Origin of the sequence: Gottfriedia sp. S16(2024) (genome assembly GCF_050473765.1) — a bacterium.
Lineage (GTDB): Bacteria > Bacillota > Bacilli > Bacillales > Bacillaceae_G > Gottfriedia.
The window spans coordinates 4,326,473-4,342,144 of record NZ_JBFLUO010000001.1; the positions used below are offsets into that span (position 1 = coordinate 4,326,473).

Below are 15,672 nucleotides of genomic sequence, written 5' to 3' on the forward strand. Positions count from 1 at the left end.
TCCCTTAAATGAGTAATGTTGTGAAAAACGTTAATACAATAACTAACCCAATAATAATGAATACATATCGACTTTTGAAATGTTGGAATAACATTAATGTATTTTTTATGTCGATCATTGGACCAATAACCATAAACGCAACGATTGAGTTTAAAGAAAACGTACTTTGAAATGAAGATGCTACGAATGCATCAGCCTCAGAACAAAGAGATAAAATAAAGGCTAATGCCATCATTACTAGAATACTAGCAACTTGTCCATTACCTATATGCATTAACGTTGAAGTTGGAATAAATGTTTGTACGAATGCTGCAATAAATGCACCTAAAATTAAAAATTTACCCATTGAGAAAAATTCCTCTATAGCATGTACACAAACACTCCATAATTTTTTCCTAGCAGGAATTGAATGATCAACTGGAATTGTAACTAGATCGTGTTTTAATGGATTCTCAATTTTTAAATATGATAATACGATACCAATTATATAAGCAATGATCATAGCAGCTCCAGCACGATAAATAACCATTTCAATATTATTACCAAATGCAATAAATGTTGCAAACAGTACAATTGGGTTAATGATCGGCCCTGTTAACATGAACGCGACCGCTACATAGTGTGGCACACCTTTTTTGATTAGCCTACTTACAATTGGGACAATTCCGCACTCACAACCTGGGAAAATAAATCCCAATAAAATAGCTACTAATACTGCTAGATATCTATTTTTTGGTATTAACTTAGATAACATTTCCTCAGTAATAAATATTTGAATGATCCCCGATATAAAAACACCAATTAAAATAAATGGCAGTGCTTCAACTACTATCGAAATAAAGATCGTATTCATTTGTAAAAACGAATGATAAAAATTCGTACTCATAATCTCTCTCCCATGTACTTTTTAAAAATGAAAACTCACAAAACCTCCGAATGACCGGCGGCTTTGTGAGTTAAAAGTACCTTTTTTTCCAAAATATTAATGCAATTGTTGTTGATAATATTGCAGATATACCTATTACGATTGGAAACGCATGTGGAATATTTGCTAATGGGATATGATCAACGTTCATCCCATAAAAACTTGAAACCATTGTTGGAATTGATAAAATAATTGTAATAGAAGTTAAAAATTTCATTACAATATTTAAATTATTTGAGATAACCGAAGCAAATGTATTCATCATTCCACTTAAGATATTACTATATACTTCTGCCATCTCTATTGCCTGTTTATTTTCAATAATAACATCTTCTAATAAATCTTCATCATCTTCATACATTTTTAAAATATTCCCTTTAAGAATTTTTTGCATGACAATTTTATTCGATTTTAGTGAAGTCGTAAAATAAACAAGACTTTTTTCAAGGTTCAGCATTGTAAATAACTCTTGGTTTCTCGTAGATTGATGTAATTCGGCTTCAATTTCATTTGTTTTGCGATTAATTTGTTTAAGATAACGTAAATAATATGATGATGTCGTATGCAATAGTTGAAGTGCAAATCTAGTCTTTTTAAATGTAAAAAATCCTTTTACTTTTTGGTAAATAAATCTTTCAAAGATCGGATTTTCACTTAAGCAAATTGTCACAAACGTGTGAGATGAAATAATCATCCCGATTGGTATTGTATCAAAAATTGTGTGCCCATTATCATCATGAGCTACAATTGGAATATCAACAATAATTAGAGTGTGTTCCCCTTCAACCTCTATCCTTGAACGTTCTTCATCATCAAGTGGGTCTTTGATAAAATCTAAATCTAAGTCTAATTTTTGAACTAGATATTGAATTTCTTGTTCTGTTGGATTGATCGCATTGATCCAGCAACCTTTTTCAATGACATCAACTTGATTTAGTTTCCCTTGTGCATCTGAAAGATAAAAATTTAGCATCTTAATTCACCTCTAATTCTGAAACAAAAACTACACAATAATAGCATACGAAACATTTATATATGTTTCAACCTTTATTAAAAAGAAAGTCCATTTTCTAATAATCAAGCGCTATCGGCTGGCTATTTTAGTGAGCATTTATACTATTCACAAATAAAGAAAAAGGCCACTTATAGTGACCTAATTTTTAGTATCCGCTTTTATAGAAATAATGCATATCACTTAATTCATCAATGTATTGATAAACTTCTAACTGACTTTGTAATTGTTCTTTTGTATGTAATGAATAATCTTCCGTATTCAATTGATTTTGAACATTTGAAAGAGTATTTGATAAATCAGATTTTAATGCATCATATGACATAGAATACATAAAATTCATCCTTTCAATTGAAATTTATCATATTATATGTAATATAATGTAAAACAAATCATATTTATTTTATTTTCTACCTTTTGCCACTAATTTTTTTATTAAAAAATATACAACAAATAGGGCAATCGCTATAATGATTAGCATCGGAGTATAAGGAGCTAAAACCTCTTTAGCAGTTTCCCAGTTCTTTCCTAATTTCTCACCTATTTTGATAAATAGTATAGACCAAGGAATGATTGCAAGAACTGTATAAAGTGTAAATTTACTTACTGGCATCTTTGCTAATCCAGCTGGGATCGAAATGGCATGTCTAACAACAGGAATAAAGCGAGCCGTAAACACTACTCCTACGCCATATTTTGAAAACCATTTTTCTGCTAAATCAAGGTGATGCTTATTAATTAGAATATATTTACCATATTTTTCAATAATTGGACGCCCACCAAAATAGCCTAACCAATATAAAAATAATTGAGCAATAGTTCCTCCTATTACCCCTGCTACTAAAGCACCTGCAAAATTTATATGCCCTCCGGCTACAAGATAACCAGCATATGCTAAAACAATCTCGCTAGGAATAACCTCGATCATTAATCCTAATGCGACCCCTAAATATCCTAATGACGCAAAAAATTCTAATATTTGATGTATGATATTTGTCAATAGGATCCCCCCTCTCAAAAACAACTTGTACTACAATGATAATACATAGGAAGATAAAATATGTCAAAATAAAGTAATACTCCGGTGAAAGTAACTTATCTCATATAAAAAAAGGCTGTCCAAGTCAGTGACCTGACAATAGAACAGCCTTTTATCATTTCTTAATTATTTAATTACAACGTTTTTGTATGTGTAATCTGGTCCGAACGCATGCTCAATTAATCCAGTTACTTTTGGCTTCATAACGTATGCAATCGCACGTTGGTAAATTGGAAGAATTGCTGCATTGTCTTGAACTAAGATTTTCTCTGCTTGTAAGAATGCATCAGAACGCTTAGTTGGATCTAATAAGAAATCTGAACCTGCTTGAGAGATTAACTTGTCATAATCTGCGTTAGCAAATCCCATTTGGTTGAATGGGCTCTTACTAGTCCACATATCGAAGTATGTCATTGGGTCTTTATAGTCTGGACCCCATCCGCCGAATGAGATGTCATAATCTTTCTTAGAGTTTAAATCTAATTGTTGTGCAAATGGAACTGATTTAATGTTAATTTTTAAACCTGGTAAGTTTTTAGTGAATTCACCTTGTAGGTACTCACTGATTTTTTTGTTAGTTTCAGTATCTGAACCTAATAATTCGATTGAAACATCTTTCTTACCGATTTCTTTTAAGCCTTGTTCCCATAATGTTTTAGCATCAGCTTTATCGTATTTTACAAGTTGTCCAGAAGCATCACGGAAGTCTTTACCGTTAGCATCTAAGAAGTTACTTGGAGCTAAACCGTATAAAGGTACTGAACCGTTATTTAAGATTACGCTAGTGATTGCTTCACGATCAAATGCTTCATTTAAAGCTTTACGGATGTTAACGTTTTTAAGAGCTGGATTTTTCGATTCGTTTACACGTAAGAAGAATACAGTTGGCTCTTTAGTTGTTCCATAGTCAGGGCTAGATTTATATTTGTCAACAAACTCTGCAGTTAAACCAGCACGGTCAACTTCACCAGACTCATATAAGTTTACAGCAGTTTGTGGATCTTTTACGATTTTAAAGTTGATTTCTTTTAAAGTTACGTCTTTAGCATCATAGTAATCAGGGTTTTTAACTAACTTGTAGCTTTGATCATGTTTCCACTCTGATAATTCAAATGGACCATTGAAGATTAAGTTAGCTGCTTCTAAACCATAGTTTTTACCTTGAGATTCAACGTATTTTTGATTTAATGGTAAGAATGTTGGGAAAGTTACTAATGAATCAAAATATGGAATAGCTTTTGCTAATTTAACTTCTAAAGTTTTATCATCAACAGCTTTAACTCCTAATTGATCAACTGGTTTTTTACCAGTAGTAACATCTTCACCGTTTTGTAATACATTCAACATGAATGCATACTCAGATGCATTTTTAGGATCTGCGGCACGTTTCCAACCGTAAACGAAATCTCCTGCAGTTACAGGCTCACCATTAGACCATTTAGCATCACGTAAGTGGAATGTATAAGTTAAACCGTCAGCTGATTTATCAAAAGATTCTGCGATACCAGGTTGTACAGCATCATCTTTACCTAACACGTTTAGACCTTCCATAATGTTACCTAAAACGTTGAAAGATTCAGCGTCTGTACTAGTACTTGAATCTAAACTTGGTAGCTCAGCTCCGCCTAGTAAGTTCAATACTTGTGGTTTTGCTTTTGCTGTTTCTTTTTTACCTTCATTTGATTTGTCTGAGTTACATGCAGTTAAAAGCATGCTCACAGCAACAGATAAAGATAGAAAATACGATACCTTCTTTTTCATTAGATTGCCTCCCCAAAATTAAACAATTAGACTTAAAAACTATTAAAATATTCAAACAATTTTTATTGTCCGAATAGTTAATAACCTTTAACTTACTTTTTATTTTACATACTTTTTAGAAAATATCAACAAAAAATCGACATTTTTTTCAAAAAAATTAATAAATTTAAACAAATCTTTACTTTTTTGTAATTAAAAGTTACATTTTCAAGTGCTTTTTTGCATATTTAAATCAAGACTATTAATAATTGCCCCAATTTCAATAAATGTTTAAAGTGGGACAAATATGTATATTTTTTTCAAGTTTCAAGAAAAAATCATATAATTTTCTCTCTGCAAGCACAAAATAAAACAAGAGCCAGCGAAAAAAAGTAACCAACTGGACACCTTTTAACATTTACTTTTAAGATTTTTCTTATGCACAAAAATAGAAAATAACCCCTTTAGTTTATTACCTAAAACTTCCTAAAAAAGAGAAGGGTGATCCCTTCTCTTTTTGTTTGATACTATTTATTTTTTTTGTTAGAAGCCCATTTGTAAGAGAAATCTCCGCCAAATTTATGCGCAATAATACCTTTAACTGAATCTTTTTGTAAATATGCACGGCCGCGTTGGTAAATTGGTGAAATACCAGCTTCATCCATAATTACTTTTTCAGCTTCTACCATATCATCCCAGCGTTTTTGTGGGTCTGCTTCTTTCTTTGCAGCATTTACAAGCCCATCATATTGTGGATTGTTGTATGCCATTTCATTAAATGGACTGTTAGATAAGAACATATCAATAAATGTCATTGGATCTGGATAGTCTGGACCCCAACCTGAGAATGAGAAGTCGTAATCTAATTTTTTCTCGTTATCAAGTTTAATTTCAAACGGTTGTGGTGCTACAGTAATTTTTAAACCAGGTAAGTTCTTCTCAAGCTCACCAGCGATGTACTCAGCAGCTTTTTTGCGAGTTGTATCATCATAAGAAAGCATTTTCAGTTCAAATTTATCTTTACCAAGTTCTTTTTTAGCTTCAGTCCATAATTTTTTAGCTTCTTCGACATTATACTTGTTAAAGTCACCATTATGATCACGGAAATCTTTTGAATCTGGTCCTTTTACCCACTCAGAAGGAACTAACCAGTATGCAGGTTTAGAGCCATCATTTAAGATTGTAGATGTTATAGCAGATTTATCGTATGCTAAGTCAAATGCTTTACGAGCTTTAGCATTTTTAAAGATTGGTAGTTTTTCATTGAAACGGAAGAATACTAAACGAGCATCTAATTGAGTTTTGTATTCTGGGTTGTTTTTATATTTATCAACGTACTCAGAATCTAACATTACTTTATCAATATCACCGTTTTCATATAAGTTAACTGCAGCAGAAGTATCTTTAACTACATTGTATTTAATTTCATCTAACTTAACTGTATCCTTGTCCCAATATTTAGGATTCTTCTTCAATGTAAAGCTTTGCTCATGCTTCCAGTCACTTAAAGTAAACGGACCATTATATAATTGAGTATTTGCTTCTAAACCATATTGATCACCTTTAGACTCAACCCACTTTTGGTTTTCTGGTAAATATGTTCCAAAAGTTGTTAATTGTAAGAAATAAGGTGTTGGTTGCTCTAATGTAACTTGTAAAGTTTTATCGTCAACTGCTTTAACACCTAATTGATCTAATGGCATTTTACCATTGAAAATTGCCTCAGCATTTTTCACATAGTAAAGAATGAATGAATATTCAGATGCAGTTTTTGGATCTACAGCACGTTGCCATCCGTAAACGAAATCTTTAGCAGTTACAGGATCACCATTTGACCATTGTGTATCTCGTAAATGGAAAGTATAAGTAAGTCCATCTTTACTAACTTCAATCGAATCTTTTTTAGCAACACCATCTACTACTTCGTCACCTTCACCTAAACGTAGTAAACCTTCATTTACGTTGTTTAAAACTTCGAATGACATTGAATCAGTAGTTTTTGCTGAATCCATAGAAGGAATCTCAGTAGTTGTAGTTAATCTTAACGTTTGCTTCGTATCTTTCTGAGAATTGGTTGCTGTTTTTTCTGTGTCTTTGCCACAAGCCGCTAGTACTGTACTTAGTACTAATAAACTTGAAACAGTTGTTGCTAATCTACGCTTCATTAGAGCACCTCCATATATTAGTGATTTTTCCATTTTATAATTTACTTATTTTTCTGAAAAATCACTTATTACTTTTTCAATATACTACAAACTTTTCAGAAAAAAAAGTATTTTTTTAATATTTAATTTATTTTTTATTAAAATTTCTTCAAATCTTAGTTCAATTTTCACACTTTTTATAAATTTTAGTGTAGTTCAATATGATTGTATTACTATTCACATATTTTTTTGTTGCAAAAAAAACGCATTTTTTTTAAATTGTATGTCGATTCTACAAACATTTTATGAACTTAATTATTAGTTTCCATTCTTACTAAATTATGGGTTATAATATATCTTATTGAATTTGAATATATCTATTTTTATATCAATTTTAGGAAGTGAATGTATGATAAGAAAAAGTATCCCAAACCTATTTACTCTAGGGAATTTATATTGTGGGTTTCTATCGATCGGCTTTGCAGCTAAAGGAGAGTTTAGAAATGCCGCAATTCTTATTTTAATAGGAATGATGCTCGATAGTATGGACGGTCGAGTTGCTAGGGTTTTAGGAGTCCAATCACAATTAGGAAAAGAACTAGACTCTTTAGCTGATATAGTTACTTTTGGAGTTGCACCTTCCTATTTGGTATTTTGTACACAATTTTCAACTGAAGGTATCTTTGGTCTAGGAATTGCTGGTTTATTCCCGCTGTTTGGCGCATATAGATTAGCACGATTTAATGTAACACCGATTTCAACATCATTAAAATATTTTACTGGTGTCCCAATTACAGCAGCTGGTGGTTTTGTTGCTTTTTTAACATTATTTGGAAGTCGAATACCGCAAATAGTCATTATTACAGTTTTTGTTGCATTAGCATTCTTAATGGTTAGTAGAATTAAAATTCCAAGCTTTAAAGATATTCCGATCCCTAAATATGCTACAATTATTACGATTTTTTTAGGATACGCATTATATCTAGTATGGCATGCTAAAAAAGTGCAGTGGCCATTCTTCATTTATATAGCAATTCCGCTTTACATTTTCTTTATTTTCTTTCAATTTTTCAAAAGTAAAAAGAAGCAATCAAGTAATGAAAATAAGAAACCACGTAAATTCCGTTTAAAAAGAAAGTCTTAATAAAAAGTATGTTTTGATGCATTGTTTTTCATCAAAGCATACTTTTTTTTATATATTAATCCTTTTAAACCGCATTTTTCTTGCACATTAATAATTACTGTTCTATAATGACTAAGGATTAAATCGTATTTATTACGATTTTGAATATTTTAATAAAATTTATGTACCTAATTGTTTGATAAGAATTATCTTACATTTTTTTTAAAACTTAAAAAGGAATGATTACGAATTACATTAAAATATTTTAACCTTTTTCGTTTATTAATAAGCTTATTATAAAATACTAAAATGATAAATTTTTTTAGGGAGAGAAAAAAATGAAATTTAAAAAATTAGCAATTACGACTTTGCTAGTAACAAGTGCAGTTCTGTCAGCTTGCAATAAAGACACGCAACAGCAAAGTACGAAAAATAAAAACAAAAATAAACTGACGATTTATACAACCATCTATCCTTTACAAGATTTTGCTGAAAAAATTGGTGGTAAATACGTAGATGTTCATTCTATATACCCTACTGGTGTTGATACTCATGATTTTGAACCAACTTCTAAGCAAATTGTGAAAATCGCAAACTCAGATTTATTTGTATACAATGGTGCAGGTATGGAACCTTTTGCAGATAAAATAAAAGATACACTTAAAAATAATAATGTTGCGATCTTAGAGGCTACCAAAAATATTGAATTAATAAAGTCAAACGAAGAAGAAATTCAGGCGGATGAAGATCATCATGACGTTGATCCACATGTTTGGTTAGATCCATCTCGAGCAAAAATTGAAGCACAAAATATTAAAGATGAATTAGTTAAATTAATGCCAAAAAACAAACAGTACTTCGAAGCAAATTATAATAAAATTGAAAATCAATTTGATGAACTTGATAGTGAATTAAGAAATTTAGTTTTACATTCTGCACGTAAGGATATTGTCGTTTCACATGCAGCTTATGGATATTTGGAGCAACATTACGGAATTGAACAAATCCCAATCACTGGACTTTCCCCTTCTCAAGAGCCTTCACAGAAGGATTTAAAGAAAGTTGTTGATTTTGTTAAAGAACATAATGTTAAATATATTTTATTCGAAACATTTGCTACACCAAAAGTAGCATCCGTTGTAAAAAATGAAACTCATGCTGAAATCTTAAGACTTAACCACTTAGCAACTATTTCAGAAGACGATGTAAAGAATCATAAAGATTATTTCGACTTAATGCAAGAAAATATTGATACGTTAGATAAGGCATTAAATAACCGTTAAAAAGAGGACCCAATTTGTTGGGTCCTTTTTTGCTACTATTTATCCTACCTTCATATTTTCAGAAATCGGTTCTGATTTTCTCTTAATCTCTTTAAACATCACTTCAAATAAATATGCTCCGATCAAAGCTAATATTGAAATGATGCTAAATGTCCATTTATATCCAATCAGCCCAGCAAGTGGAATTGTTAATGGTGCAATCGTTCTTCCAAGTGACCATCTTAATCCAGCTGCTGCAAAATACTGTCCACGTTGATTTTCAGGTGCAATTTTTGCAATAAATGAGTTCTGATTTCCTACAACTAATATCTCACCCAAAGTAAAGAGTGCCATTGCAATAAAAATTACATAGGCTGATAGCGTAAATCCAAATAACAGCATAGATAAAGCATAACAAACAGATGATGCAAAAAATAAAAGTCTTTCATTAAACTTATTTGCAAGTTTCGTTATTAAAACTGTCAATAACGCTACGATTAAACCGTTTTCTGCTATGACCCAGCTAAATAACGTTTCACTATTTGTCTTTAAAGTAAAATTGCTAAAATTAAATAATGTTTGAACGGGAATACTTTCTTTAATATAAACCGCTAGTAATAAATCTAATTGAGTAAAAGTTTGAGAGATTAATATACCAGCTGCAACAAATAAGAAAAATACCTTATCAGTAAAAATAATACGATAATTCTTTACTTGTTTTACTAAAACTTTTGAAATAGAATCTTCTTTTTCTTGTCTTACAGAGTCTGGTAATGATTCCTTTATTAATAGAAGAATCATAAATGCGACGATTAAAAAGATAAATGAAGATGTAGCAAATAATAAAAATCTTGCTTTAAAAAATAAAATCCCACCAATGATTGGTCCGATAACAACATTAATATTGATCATCGTATAAAAAACAGCGAATACTAAGTTTCTTTCATCTTTATCTTCTACAGTATCTGCTACCATAGCCGAACTTGCTGGATTATATAGCATTCCTGTGACACTAATAATTGCAAAACCAAAAAAAGTTAACCATGGAGAATTTAAAATTGGTGAATTTGCAATTGTTAGCAAAATCATTCCTCCAGCTTGAATAAAAGCTGAAATAACCATCATTCTTTTTCGGCCATACGTATCAGCCAAATATCCTCCGATTAAATTTGCAAATACCCCAACAGCTTGAGAGCACATAAGTAAGACTCCCGCTGTTACTTTTCCCAATTCTTCTGCAAAATAAATTGCTAAAAATGGTAAATACATCCAAAAGAATAATCCAAAGAAAAACTCGGCAACAAGCCTGATTTTCATATTAAAATTCCATTTAAGTATATTCATGATGTCCGTCCCCCTAACCTTCTCACTTTAACATAATTAAAAAAATGCGTAAATTGAATTTTAATTTCTACTTCCTTCTTCTAAGAAATCTATACCAATAAATGCATTTAATTAAACTGTTTAGAAACTTTTACAAAGGGAGCATGTCTATTTTCTTAAAATGTATCATACAATTTAGTACTACATTTAGGAGGACTTCCTATGAAATTGAACTTTAGTAAAGAAGCTCGAAATATAGCCTTTACATATGTCGGAACTGTTATTGGAGCAGGTTTTGCTACGGGTAAGGAAATTGTAGAGTTCTTTTCAATTAACGGGGTATATGGTGCAATGGGGATCCTGTTTGCCACTGTATTATTTTGTTGGTTCGGAACTAAAATTATGACAATTGCTCATACATATAAATTAAATTCTGCTCAGCAATTTAATGTACTATTATTTGGAGAACTCGGAGGAAATATTATTAATGGGCTATTATTCTTTGTTTTAATTGGCGTTACAAGTGTCATGTTGTCAGGTGCTGGAGCCGTATTTAAGAATTACCTACATTTTGATTCTTTTATCGGTTCATTATTTTTTATCATTTTGACTTTTATCGTTTTAAGAAAAGGGACAAGTGGTTTATTCAGTCTAAATAATACAGTAGTCCCAATTATGTGTGCTTTTATCGTCGCAGTTTTCATTAACTCACATTTACCATTTACAATGCATGAAATCACACTAGATCATATTTTACCTTCTATTAGTTCGCTTAACCTTACAGTGTTTTCAAAACCTATTACTTATGTTTGTTTAAATATGGCTTTAGCCCAGGCTGTTTTAGTACCTATTGGTTTTGAGTGTAAAGAAAAATCTTCAATTGTACAAGGCGGGGTATTAGGCGGTCTAATATTAGGGACTATTTTATTACTAATTCACCTGAATGTATCAGGTGTAACCAATTTTCAACAATATGAAATTCCAATGGTAGAAGTAATCAAAAAAATCCATCCAATTTTCTATTACTTTTTCCTAATGGTTATTTTAGCTGAAATTTTCACTACATTAGTTGGAAATATCTATGGGATGTCTAGGCAAATAAATTCATATATCCGATTAAATACAAATATAGTCGTTATTTTATTATTAATATGCTGCCTATTTATTAGCATTATTGGCTATGGACCATTATTAACATTCCTTTATCCACTTATCGGTTGGATTAGTTTCCTTGTAATCCTTACCTTACTAAAACCTAAAAAATCATCTTAATCGCAATCATCGCAAACTTCATAATATAAACCAAATTCAATGTGTAACTTTGGCATCCATTGAATCTTAAACATCCTACTTTGCCAACGTTCTAATACAAATTGAATTGAATTTTCATCAGGATCGTTTATTAATATCATTTGATGAATTTGTAGGCTTTTTACTGAGAAGCGATTTTCATTTTCGATATACCAATCAATCGTTAACTCATCGTATTCATTTATAATAAACTTAACATACGTGCTCGGTTTATCTTTCAAACTCATCTCGCTAAAGATTCCTTCGTCAGTCACAATAATTGGATAATCACCTTTATCATTTTTTTCTAATTTTATTTGAAAGGTATTTTCTAAAAAACAAATCATTTTGTCACCTTCTAATTTATGATATGTTGATAGTTTATCAAATTAAGACAGGAAAAGACAGGAATATGCCGGTTCAAAAGAACTTGTTAGGATGGTAATGTTGGAATTTTGTTCTCAAATTGAAAAGGGATTACTCTTATTTATAGAGTAATCCTTTTTTTTATTTTCGATTATATAAAGCTTTATATTTAGACCATGTATTTCTTCGTTCTTTCATTAAAGTAATGAATTCCGGTTTACATTCGTCTAAATTAGTTAACGCTATCAGTTCGTTATTTTTCCATTTTGTTACAATACCTTCTGTAGTATAGATTAAGTATTGGTACTCTAAGTAACTTCCTAACGTTGATAAGCTTATTTGTTCAAAAATATTTTCTGCAAAGCTGTTAGAAAATGATACACATACCGGCCTAGTGCCCACTCGATCCAAGTCAAGAACATGTACAATTTTCCTATTACAATCTATACATAATGAATAAACGGAAGGAACAATTCCACCAGTTAAAAAAACTTGTTCATTGCTATAGAATTCCTTCACTCTAATCCTCCTATTATCATTGTATATAAGTATATGCAATAAAAAATAGAATTGACTAGTTAAATTACATTATGCGTCACTTTATTTAATGGAATTTTGGATAAACATGATCTTCCCTGCTTCATTAAATTTTAAAGAAGCTTCAAATTCTTTGCCATCTTTTGAAAATCCTTTTATAACTTCTGTTGTCTCACCGTTTAATAACTGCTTCATTAAAGCTTTTGTAATTGTTTTACCTAATATTTTTTTTGAAATTGTAACTTCACATTTTGTTTTTTGGAATTGATCACACCCATAAAATGAGCCTTTATCGACCATTTTACCATCGCATTTAATACATTTTCCAACACTAGTTGATTTTTTCTTCGGACCAAACTTCGAATTTTGCATTTCCTCAATTTTAAAATCTGAAAAATTCCATATCTTCTCATTTTCATATGCATCAAGAATTATTTTTTCAGTTAATTTTTTGGTTTGTTCCATAAACTCAAGACTACTTGCTTTTCCTTCTCCAATTTCACTTAATCTCTGCTCCCATTTTGCAGTCATTTCAGGTGAAGTTAAAATATTTTCCCCTAGAGCATAAATGATCAGCTTCCCTTTATCCGTCGCGAAAACTTGATTTTTCTTAACATCAATATATTTTCTATTTTTTAAAGTACCTATAATACCAGCCCTAGTTGCCTCAGTACCTAGTCCTTCAGTTTTATTTAGTATTTTCGTTAATTCCGGATTATCAATATGTTTTCCGGCAGACTTCATTAATGTAATTAATTGTCCTTCTGTATATCTTTTAGGTGCTTGAGTTTTCTTTTCTTTTACCTCTACTTTTTTAACAATTCCTTCTTGCCCAGTTTCAACAACGGGTAAATTTTGTTCTTCAGTATTTTTTTCTTTTGATTTTTCGAATATGACTTTACGCCAACCTTCTTGAACCATTATTTTTCCTTTTGAAATAAAGGTCGCTCGCCCGTCTACTAACGTATGAATTGTAGTATAGTCAAAAATTGAATTAGGATAATGTGCACTTATTAAACGATTTACAATTAGTTCATATATTTTCAATTCCTCATCATTCATTTTATGAATATTTGGCACTTGCTCAGTAGGTATAATTGCATAGTGATCAGTGACCTTTTTCTCATTAACGTAGCGACTATTATTTAAGATCGATTGATTTGGCAGAGGGAAGAATTGTGAAAATTGCTCAATTTTTTCAAGTTTCTTCAATATATCTGGGAGCATCATTGCTTCTTCTTTCGTAATAAAACTTGAGTCTGAACGTGGGTATGAAATATTCCCTTTGACATAAAGTTTTTGTGCAATCTCTAGTGTTTTTTGTGGTGAAAATTTATATTTACTGTTTGCATCAGCTTGAAGTGCCGATAAATTATAAAGAAAAGGTGGTTGAAACTCTTTTCTTTCTTGCTCAATATCAGTAATTTTTACGTTTTTATTTTCACAAAAGCCAGCAATTTTTTCTGCTAATTCCTTTGACAAAATTTTAGATTCGGAATTGTTATGCCATTTTCCAAAAAACTTTTGCTTTTCAAACTGAAATGTAGCAAAAACTTCCCAATAAGGTTCGGAATTAAACCTTTCAATCTCAAGTTCTCTTTTCACAATGAGAGCTAGTGTTGGTGTTTGAACTCTTCCTAACGAAAAGACATCCTGGATTCCTTTTTTCTGCAGATGTAAGGAATATACTCTTGATGCATTCATCCCAACTAACCAATCAGCACATGCTCGGCTATACGCCTCAAAGAATAAACTTTTTGTTTCACTTTCATCCAATAATTGACTAAATCCTTTTTTAACGGCATTTTCTGTTAAAGACGAAATCCAAAGCCTTCTCATTGGCTTTTTATTTCCAGCTAAATTTAAAATAAGGCGAACAATATGTTCTCCTTCACGTTCACAGTCACCTGCAAGAATTATTTCAGTAACCTCTTCTAAGTGGACTAAGTTCTTAATAATTGAAAATTGATCCCATTTTCCTTTTGATACTTTATGCCCAAAGCGATTAGGTATAATAGGTAAAGTATTTAATGACCACTTTTTCCATTTTTCATCATATTCTTCAGGTGATAATAACTCACATAAATGCCCAATAGCCCAAGTTAAATAAGCACCTTTTGGAAAAAACTCGTTAGGTTGAATGACTAAGAACCCTTTTTTCTTTTGGAACTTAAAAGGGGCTGCAAGCTTTAAACCTTGATCAGGCTTTTCGGCAATAATTAATTTCATTTTCTTCCTCACATTTTAAACTAATTTTTGTATAACTGTATTTGTTTGATATAGTTATTATATAACTTATGTAATGGTAGGGAAAGCCGTAAGAAACGAAAAAAAGGCAGTGCCAAAAGAATACATTCTCTTGAACTGCCTTTTCTTCTCTTAATAGTTGGACGCTTTTAACTACACGCTGGATTACGTGGTATTTGAATAAATTCTACTTCTTCTAATATTTTAATTCTTTTTGTTACAATGACAACAAAGTTAGCTGTCCATATATATTTAGGAAAGTTATTTTCGTCAACCATCATTGCTTGAAATGTATCATTCATCATTTCTTCAAATTTTTCCTCTGTAATAAAATCATTTTCAATTTTAAATTCAATCCATTCACAATGAATCATTTTCATCTCTCCATCTCTTTATAAAGTGAAATCAAGATCGATTCTTAATAGTAATCTAAATCACTTACTATGGTTGTAGTATATCATGTACTTTTTCATTTGTGAATAATTTCACAAACGGATATTAACTTTTTATTTTATTTGTGAAATATTTAAGTCAATTGAGTGTATATTTTGATATTAAGCGCTTACTTGACTTATATTCTTAATAGTTGTATATTAATTTCAACATTTATTAAAAATATTAATAAATGGAAATTCTTTCGCGCTTCATGTGCAATGTTTTAGGA

At 30.7% G+C, this 15,672-nt stretch carries 14 protein-coding genes; 3 read left to right on the forward strand and 11 right to left on the reverse strand.

Annotation, left to right across the window (positions count from 1 at the left end):
• Positions 1–4: 4 nt before the first annotated feature.
• From AB1282_RS20640 to AB1282_RS20665, 6 genes are all read right to left on the reverse strand, one after another.
• Positions 5–886 carry a permease gene (locus AB1282_RS20640; RefSeq protein ID WP_056466474.1) on the reverse strand — a complete coding sequence of 294 codons (882 nt, stop codon included), beginning with the start codon at positions 884–886 and terminating at the stop codon, positions 5–7.
• Positions 887–956: 70 nt separating this feature from the next.
• The gene (locus AB1282_RS20645; RefSeq protein WP_056466477.1) at positions 957–1,898 is read right to left on the reverse strand and encodes a magnesium transporter CorA family protein; all 942 of its coding nucleotides are present in this window, start codon (positions 1,896–1,898) and stop codon (positions 957–959) included.
• A gap of 187 nt (positions 1,899–2,085) precedes the next feature.
• The gene (locus AB1282_RS20650) at positions 2,086–2,271 is read right to left on the reverse strand and encodes a hypothetical protein (RefSeq protein ID WP_056466479.1); all 186 of its coding nucleotides are present in this window, start codon (positions 2,269–2,271) and stop codon (positions 2,086–2,088) included.
• 69 nt (positions 2,272–2,340) lie between these two features.
• The gene (locus tag AB1282_RS20655) at positions 2,341–2,943 is read right to left on the reverse strand and encodes a DedA family protein (RefSeq protein ID WP_056467047.1); all 603 of its coding nucleotides are present in this window, start codon (positions 2,941–2,943) and stop codon (positions 2,341–2,343) included.
• 159 nt (positions 2,944–3,102) lie between these two features.
• A complete protein-coding gene (locus tag AB1282_RS20660) occupies positions 3,103–4,737 on the reverse strand; it encodes a peptide ABC transporter substrate-binding protein (protein ID WP_056466482.1) in 1,635 nt (544 codons plus the stop codon).
• 506 nt (positions 4,738–5,243) lie between these two features.
• Complete coding sequence (locus tag AB1282_RS20665) at positions 5,244–6,881, reverse strand: peptide ABC transporter substrate-binding protein (RefSeq protein WP_056466485.1); 1,638 nt, start codon at positions 6,879–6,881, stop codon at positions 5,244–5,246.
• Positions 6,882–7,269: 388 nt separating this feature from the next.
• On the opposite strand from AB1282_RS20665, the gene pssA reads away from it, so the two are divergent.
• Together pssA and AB1282_RS20675 are read left to right on the forward strand one after the other, a co-directional pair.
• Positions 7,270–8,004, forward strand: a complete 735-nt coding sequence (gene pssA / locus AB1282_RS20670) for a CDP-diacylglycerol--serine O-phosphatidyltransferase (protein WP_056466488.1) — start codon at positions 7,270–7,272, stop codon at positions 8,002–8,004.
• Between the two features lie 317 nt (positions 8,005–8,321).
• Positions 8,322–9,266, forward strand: a complete 945-nt coding sequence (locus tag AB1282_RS20675; protein ID WP_056466492.1) for a metal ABC transporter substrate-binding protein — start codon at positions 8,322–8,324, stop codon at positions 9,264–9,266.
• 39 nt (positions 9,267–9,305) lie between these two features.
• Here AB1282_RS20675 and AB1282_RS20680 read toward each other — a convergent pair whose 3' ends face one another.
• On the reverse strand, positions 9,306–10,589 hold the full coding sequence (locus AB1282_RS20680) for an MDR family MFS transporter (RefSeq protein ID WP_429900258.1): 1,284 nt from the start codon (positions 10,587–10,589) through the stop codon (positions 9,306–9,308).
• Positions 10,590–10,790: 201 nt separating this feature from the next.
• Between AB1282_RS20680 and AB1282_RS20685 the strand changes: the two genes are divergently transcribed.
• Positions 10,791–11,840 (forward strand): YkvI family membrane protein, encoded by a 1,050-nt coding sequence (locus AB1282_RS20685; protein ID WP_056466496.1) that lies wholly within the window; start codon positions 10,791–10,793, stop codon positions 11,838–11,840.
• Here AB1282_RS20685 and AB1282_RS20690 read toward each other — a convergent pair.
• The 4 genes from AB1282_RS20690 to AB1282_RS20705 form a co-directional block, all read right to left on the reverse strand.
• On the reverse strand, positions 11,837–12,205 hold the full coding sequence (locus tag AB1282_RS20690) for a DUF3979 family protein (protein WP_056466500.1): 369 nt from the start codon (positions 12,203–12,205) through the stop codon (positions 11,837–11,839). The two genes, AB1282_RS20685 and AB1282_RS20690, sit on opposite strands and share 4 nt — an antisense overlap.
• Before the next feature lie 160 nt (positions 12,206–12,365).
• The gene (locus tag AB1282_RS20695; protein WP_056466503.1) at positions 12,366–12,743 is read right to left on the reverse strand and encodes a hypothetical protein; all 378 of its coding nucleotides are present in this window, start codon (positions 12,741–12,743) and stop codon (positions 12,366–12,368) included.
• An 81-nt stretch (positions 12,744–12,824) separates the two neighbouring features.
• Positions 12,825–14,990, reverse strand: coding sequence for a DNA topoisomerase III (locus tag AB1282_RS20700; protein WP_056466506.1), 2,166 nt, complete (start codon positions 14,988–14,990; stop codon positions 12,825–12,827).
• A gap of 167 nt (positions 14,991–15,157) precedes the next feature.
• Positions 15,158–15,382 (reverse strand): hypothetical protein, encoded by a 225-nt coding sequence (locus tag AB1282_RS20705; RefSeq protein ID WP_056466509.1) that lies wholly within the window; start codon positions 15,380–15,382, stop codon positions 15,158–15,160.
• Positions 15,383–15,672: the final 290 nt, after the last annotated feature.

Bases quoted from the DNA above. Each gene is read 5' to 3' on its own strand.
- AB1282_RS20640 (WP_056466474.1), bottom strand. From the start codon at position 886: ATGAGTACGAATTTTTATCATTCGTTTTTACAAATGAATACGATCTTT.
- AB1282_RS20645 (WP_056466477.1), bottom strand. From the start codon at position 1,898: ATGCTAAATTTTTATCTTTCAGATGCACAAGGGAAACTAAATCAAGTT.
- AB1282_RS20650 (WP_056466479.1), bottom strand. From the start codon at position 2,271: ATGTATTCTATGTCATATGATGCATTAAAATCTGATTTATCAAATACT.
- AB1282_RS20660 (WP_056466482.1), bottom strand. From the start codon at position 4,737: ATGAAAAAGAAGGTATCGTATTTTCTATCTTTATCTGTTGCTGTGAGC.
- AB1282_RS20665 (WP_056466485.1), bottom strand. From the start codon at position 6,881: ATGAAGCGTAGATTAGCAACAACTGTTTCAAGTTTATTAGTACTAAGT.
- pssA (WP_056466488.1), top strand. From the start codon at position 7,270: ATGATAAGAAAAAGTATCCCAAACCTATTTACTCTAGGGAATTTATAT.
- AB1282_RS20675 (WP_056466492.1), top strand. From the start codon at position 8,322: ATGAAATTTAAAAAATTAGCAATTACGACTTTGCTAGTAACAAGTGCA.
- AB1282_RS20680 (WP_429900258.1), bottom strand. From the start codon at position 10,589: ATGAATATACTTAAATGGAATTTTAATATGAAAATCAGGCTTGTTGCC.
- AB1282_RS20685 (WP_056466496.1), top strand. From the start codon at position 10,791: ATGAAATTGAACTTTAGTAAAGAAGCTCGAAATATAGCCTTTACATAT.
- AB1282_RS20690 (WP_056466500.1), bottom strand. From the start codon at position 12,205: ATGATTTGTTTTTTAGAAAATACCTTTCAAATAAAATTAGAAAAAAAT.
- AB1282_RS20700 (WP_056466506.1), bottom strand. From the start codon at position 14,990: ATGAAATTAATTATTGCCGAAAAGCCTGATCAAGGTTTAAAGCTTGCA.
- AB1282_RS20705 (WP_056466509.1), bottom strand. From the start codon at position 15,382: ATGATTCATTGTGAATGGATTGAATTTAAAATTGAAAATGATTTTATT.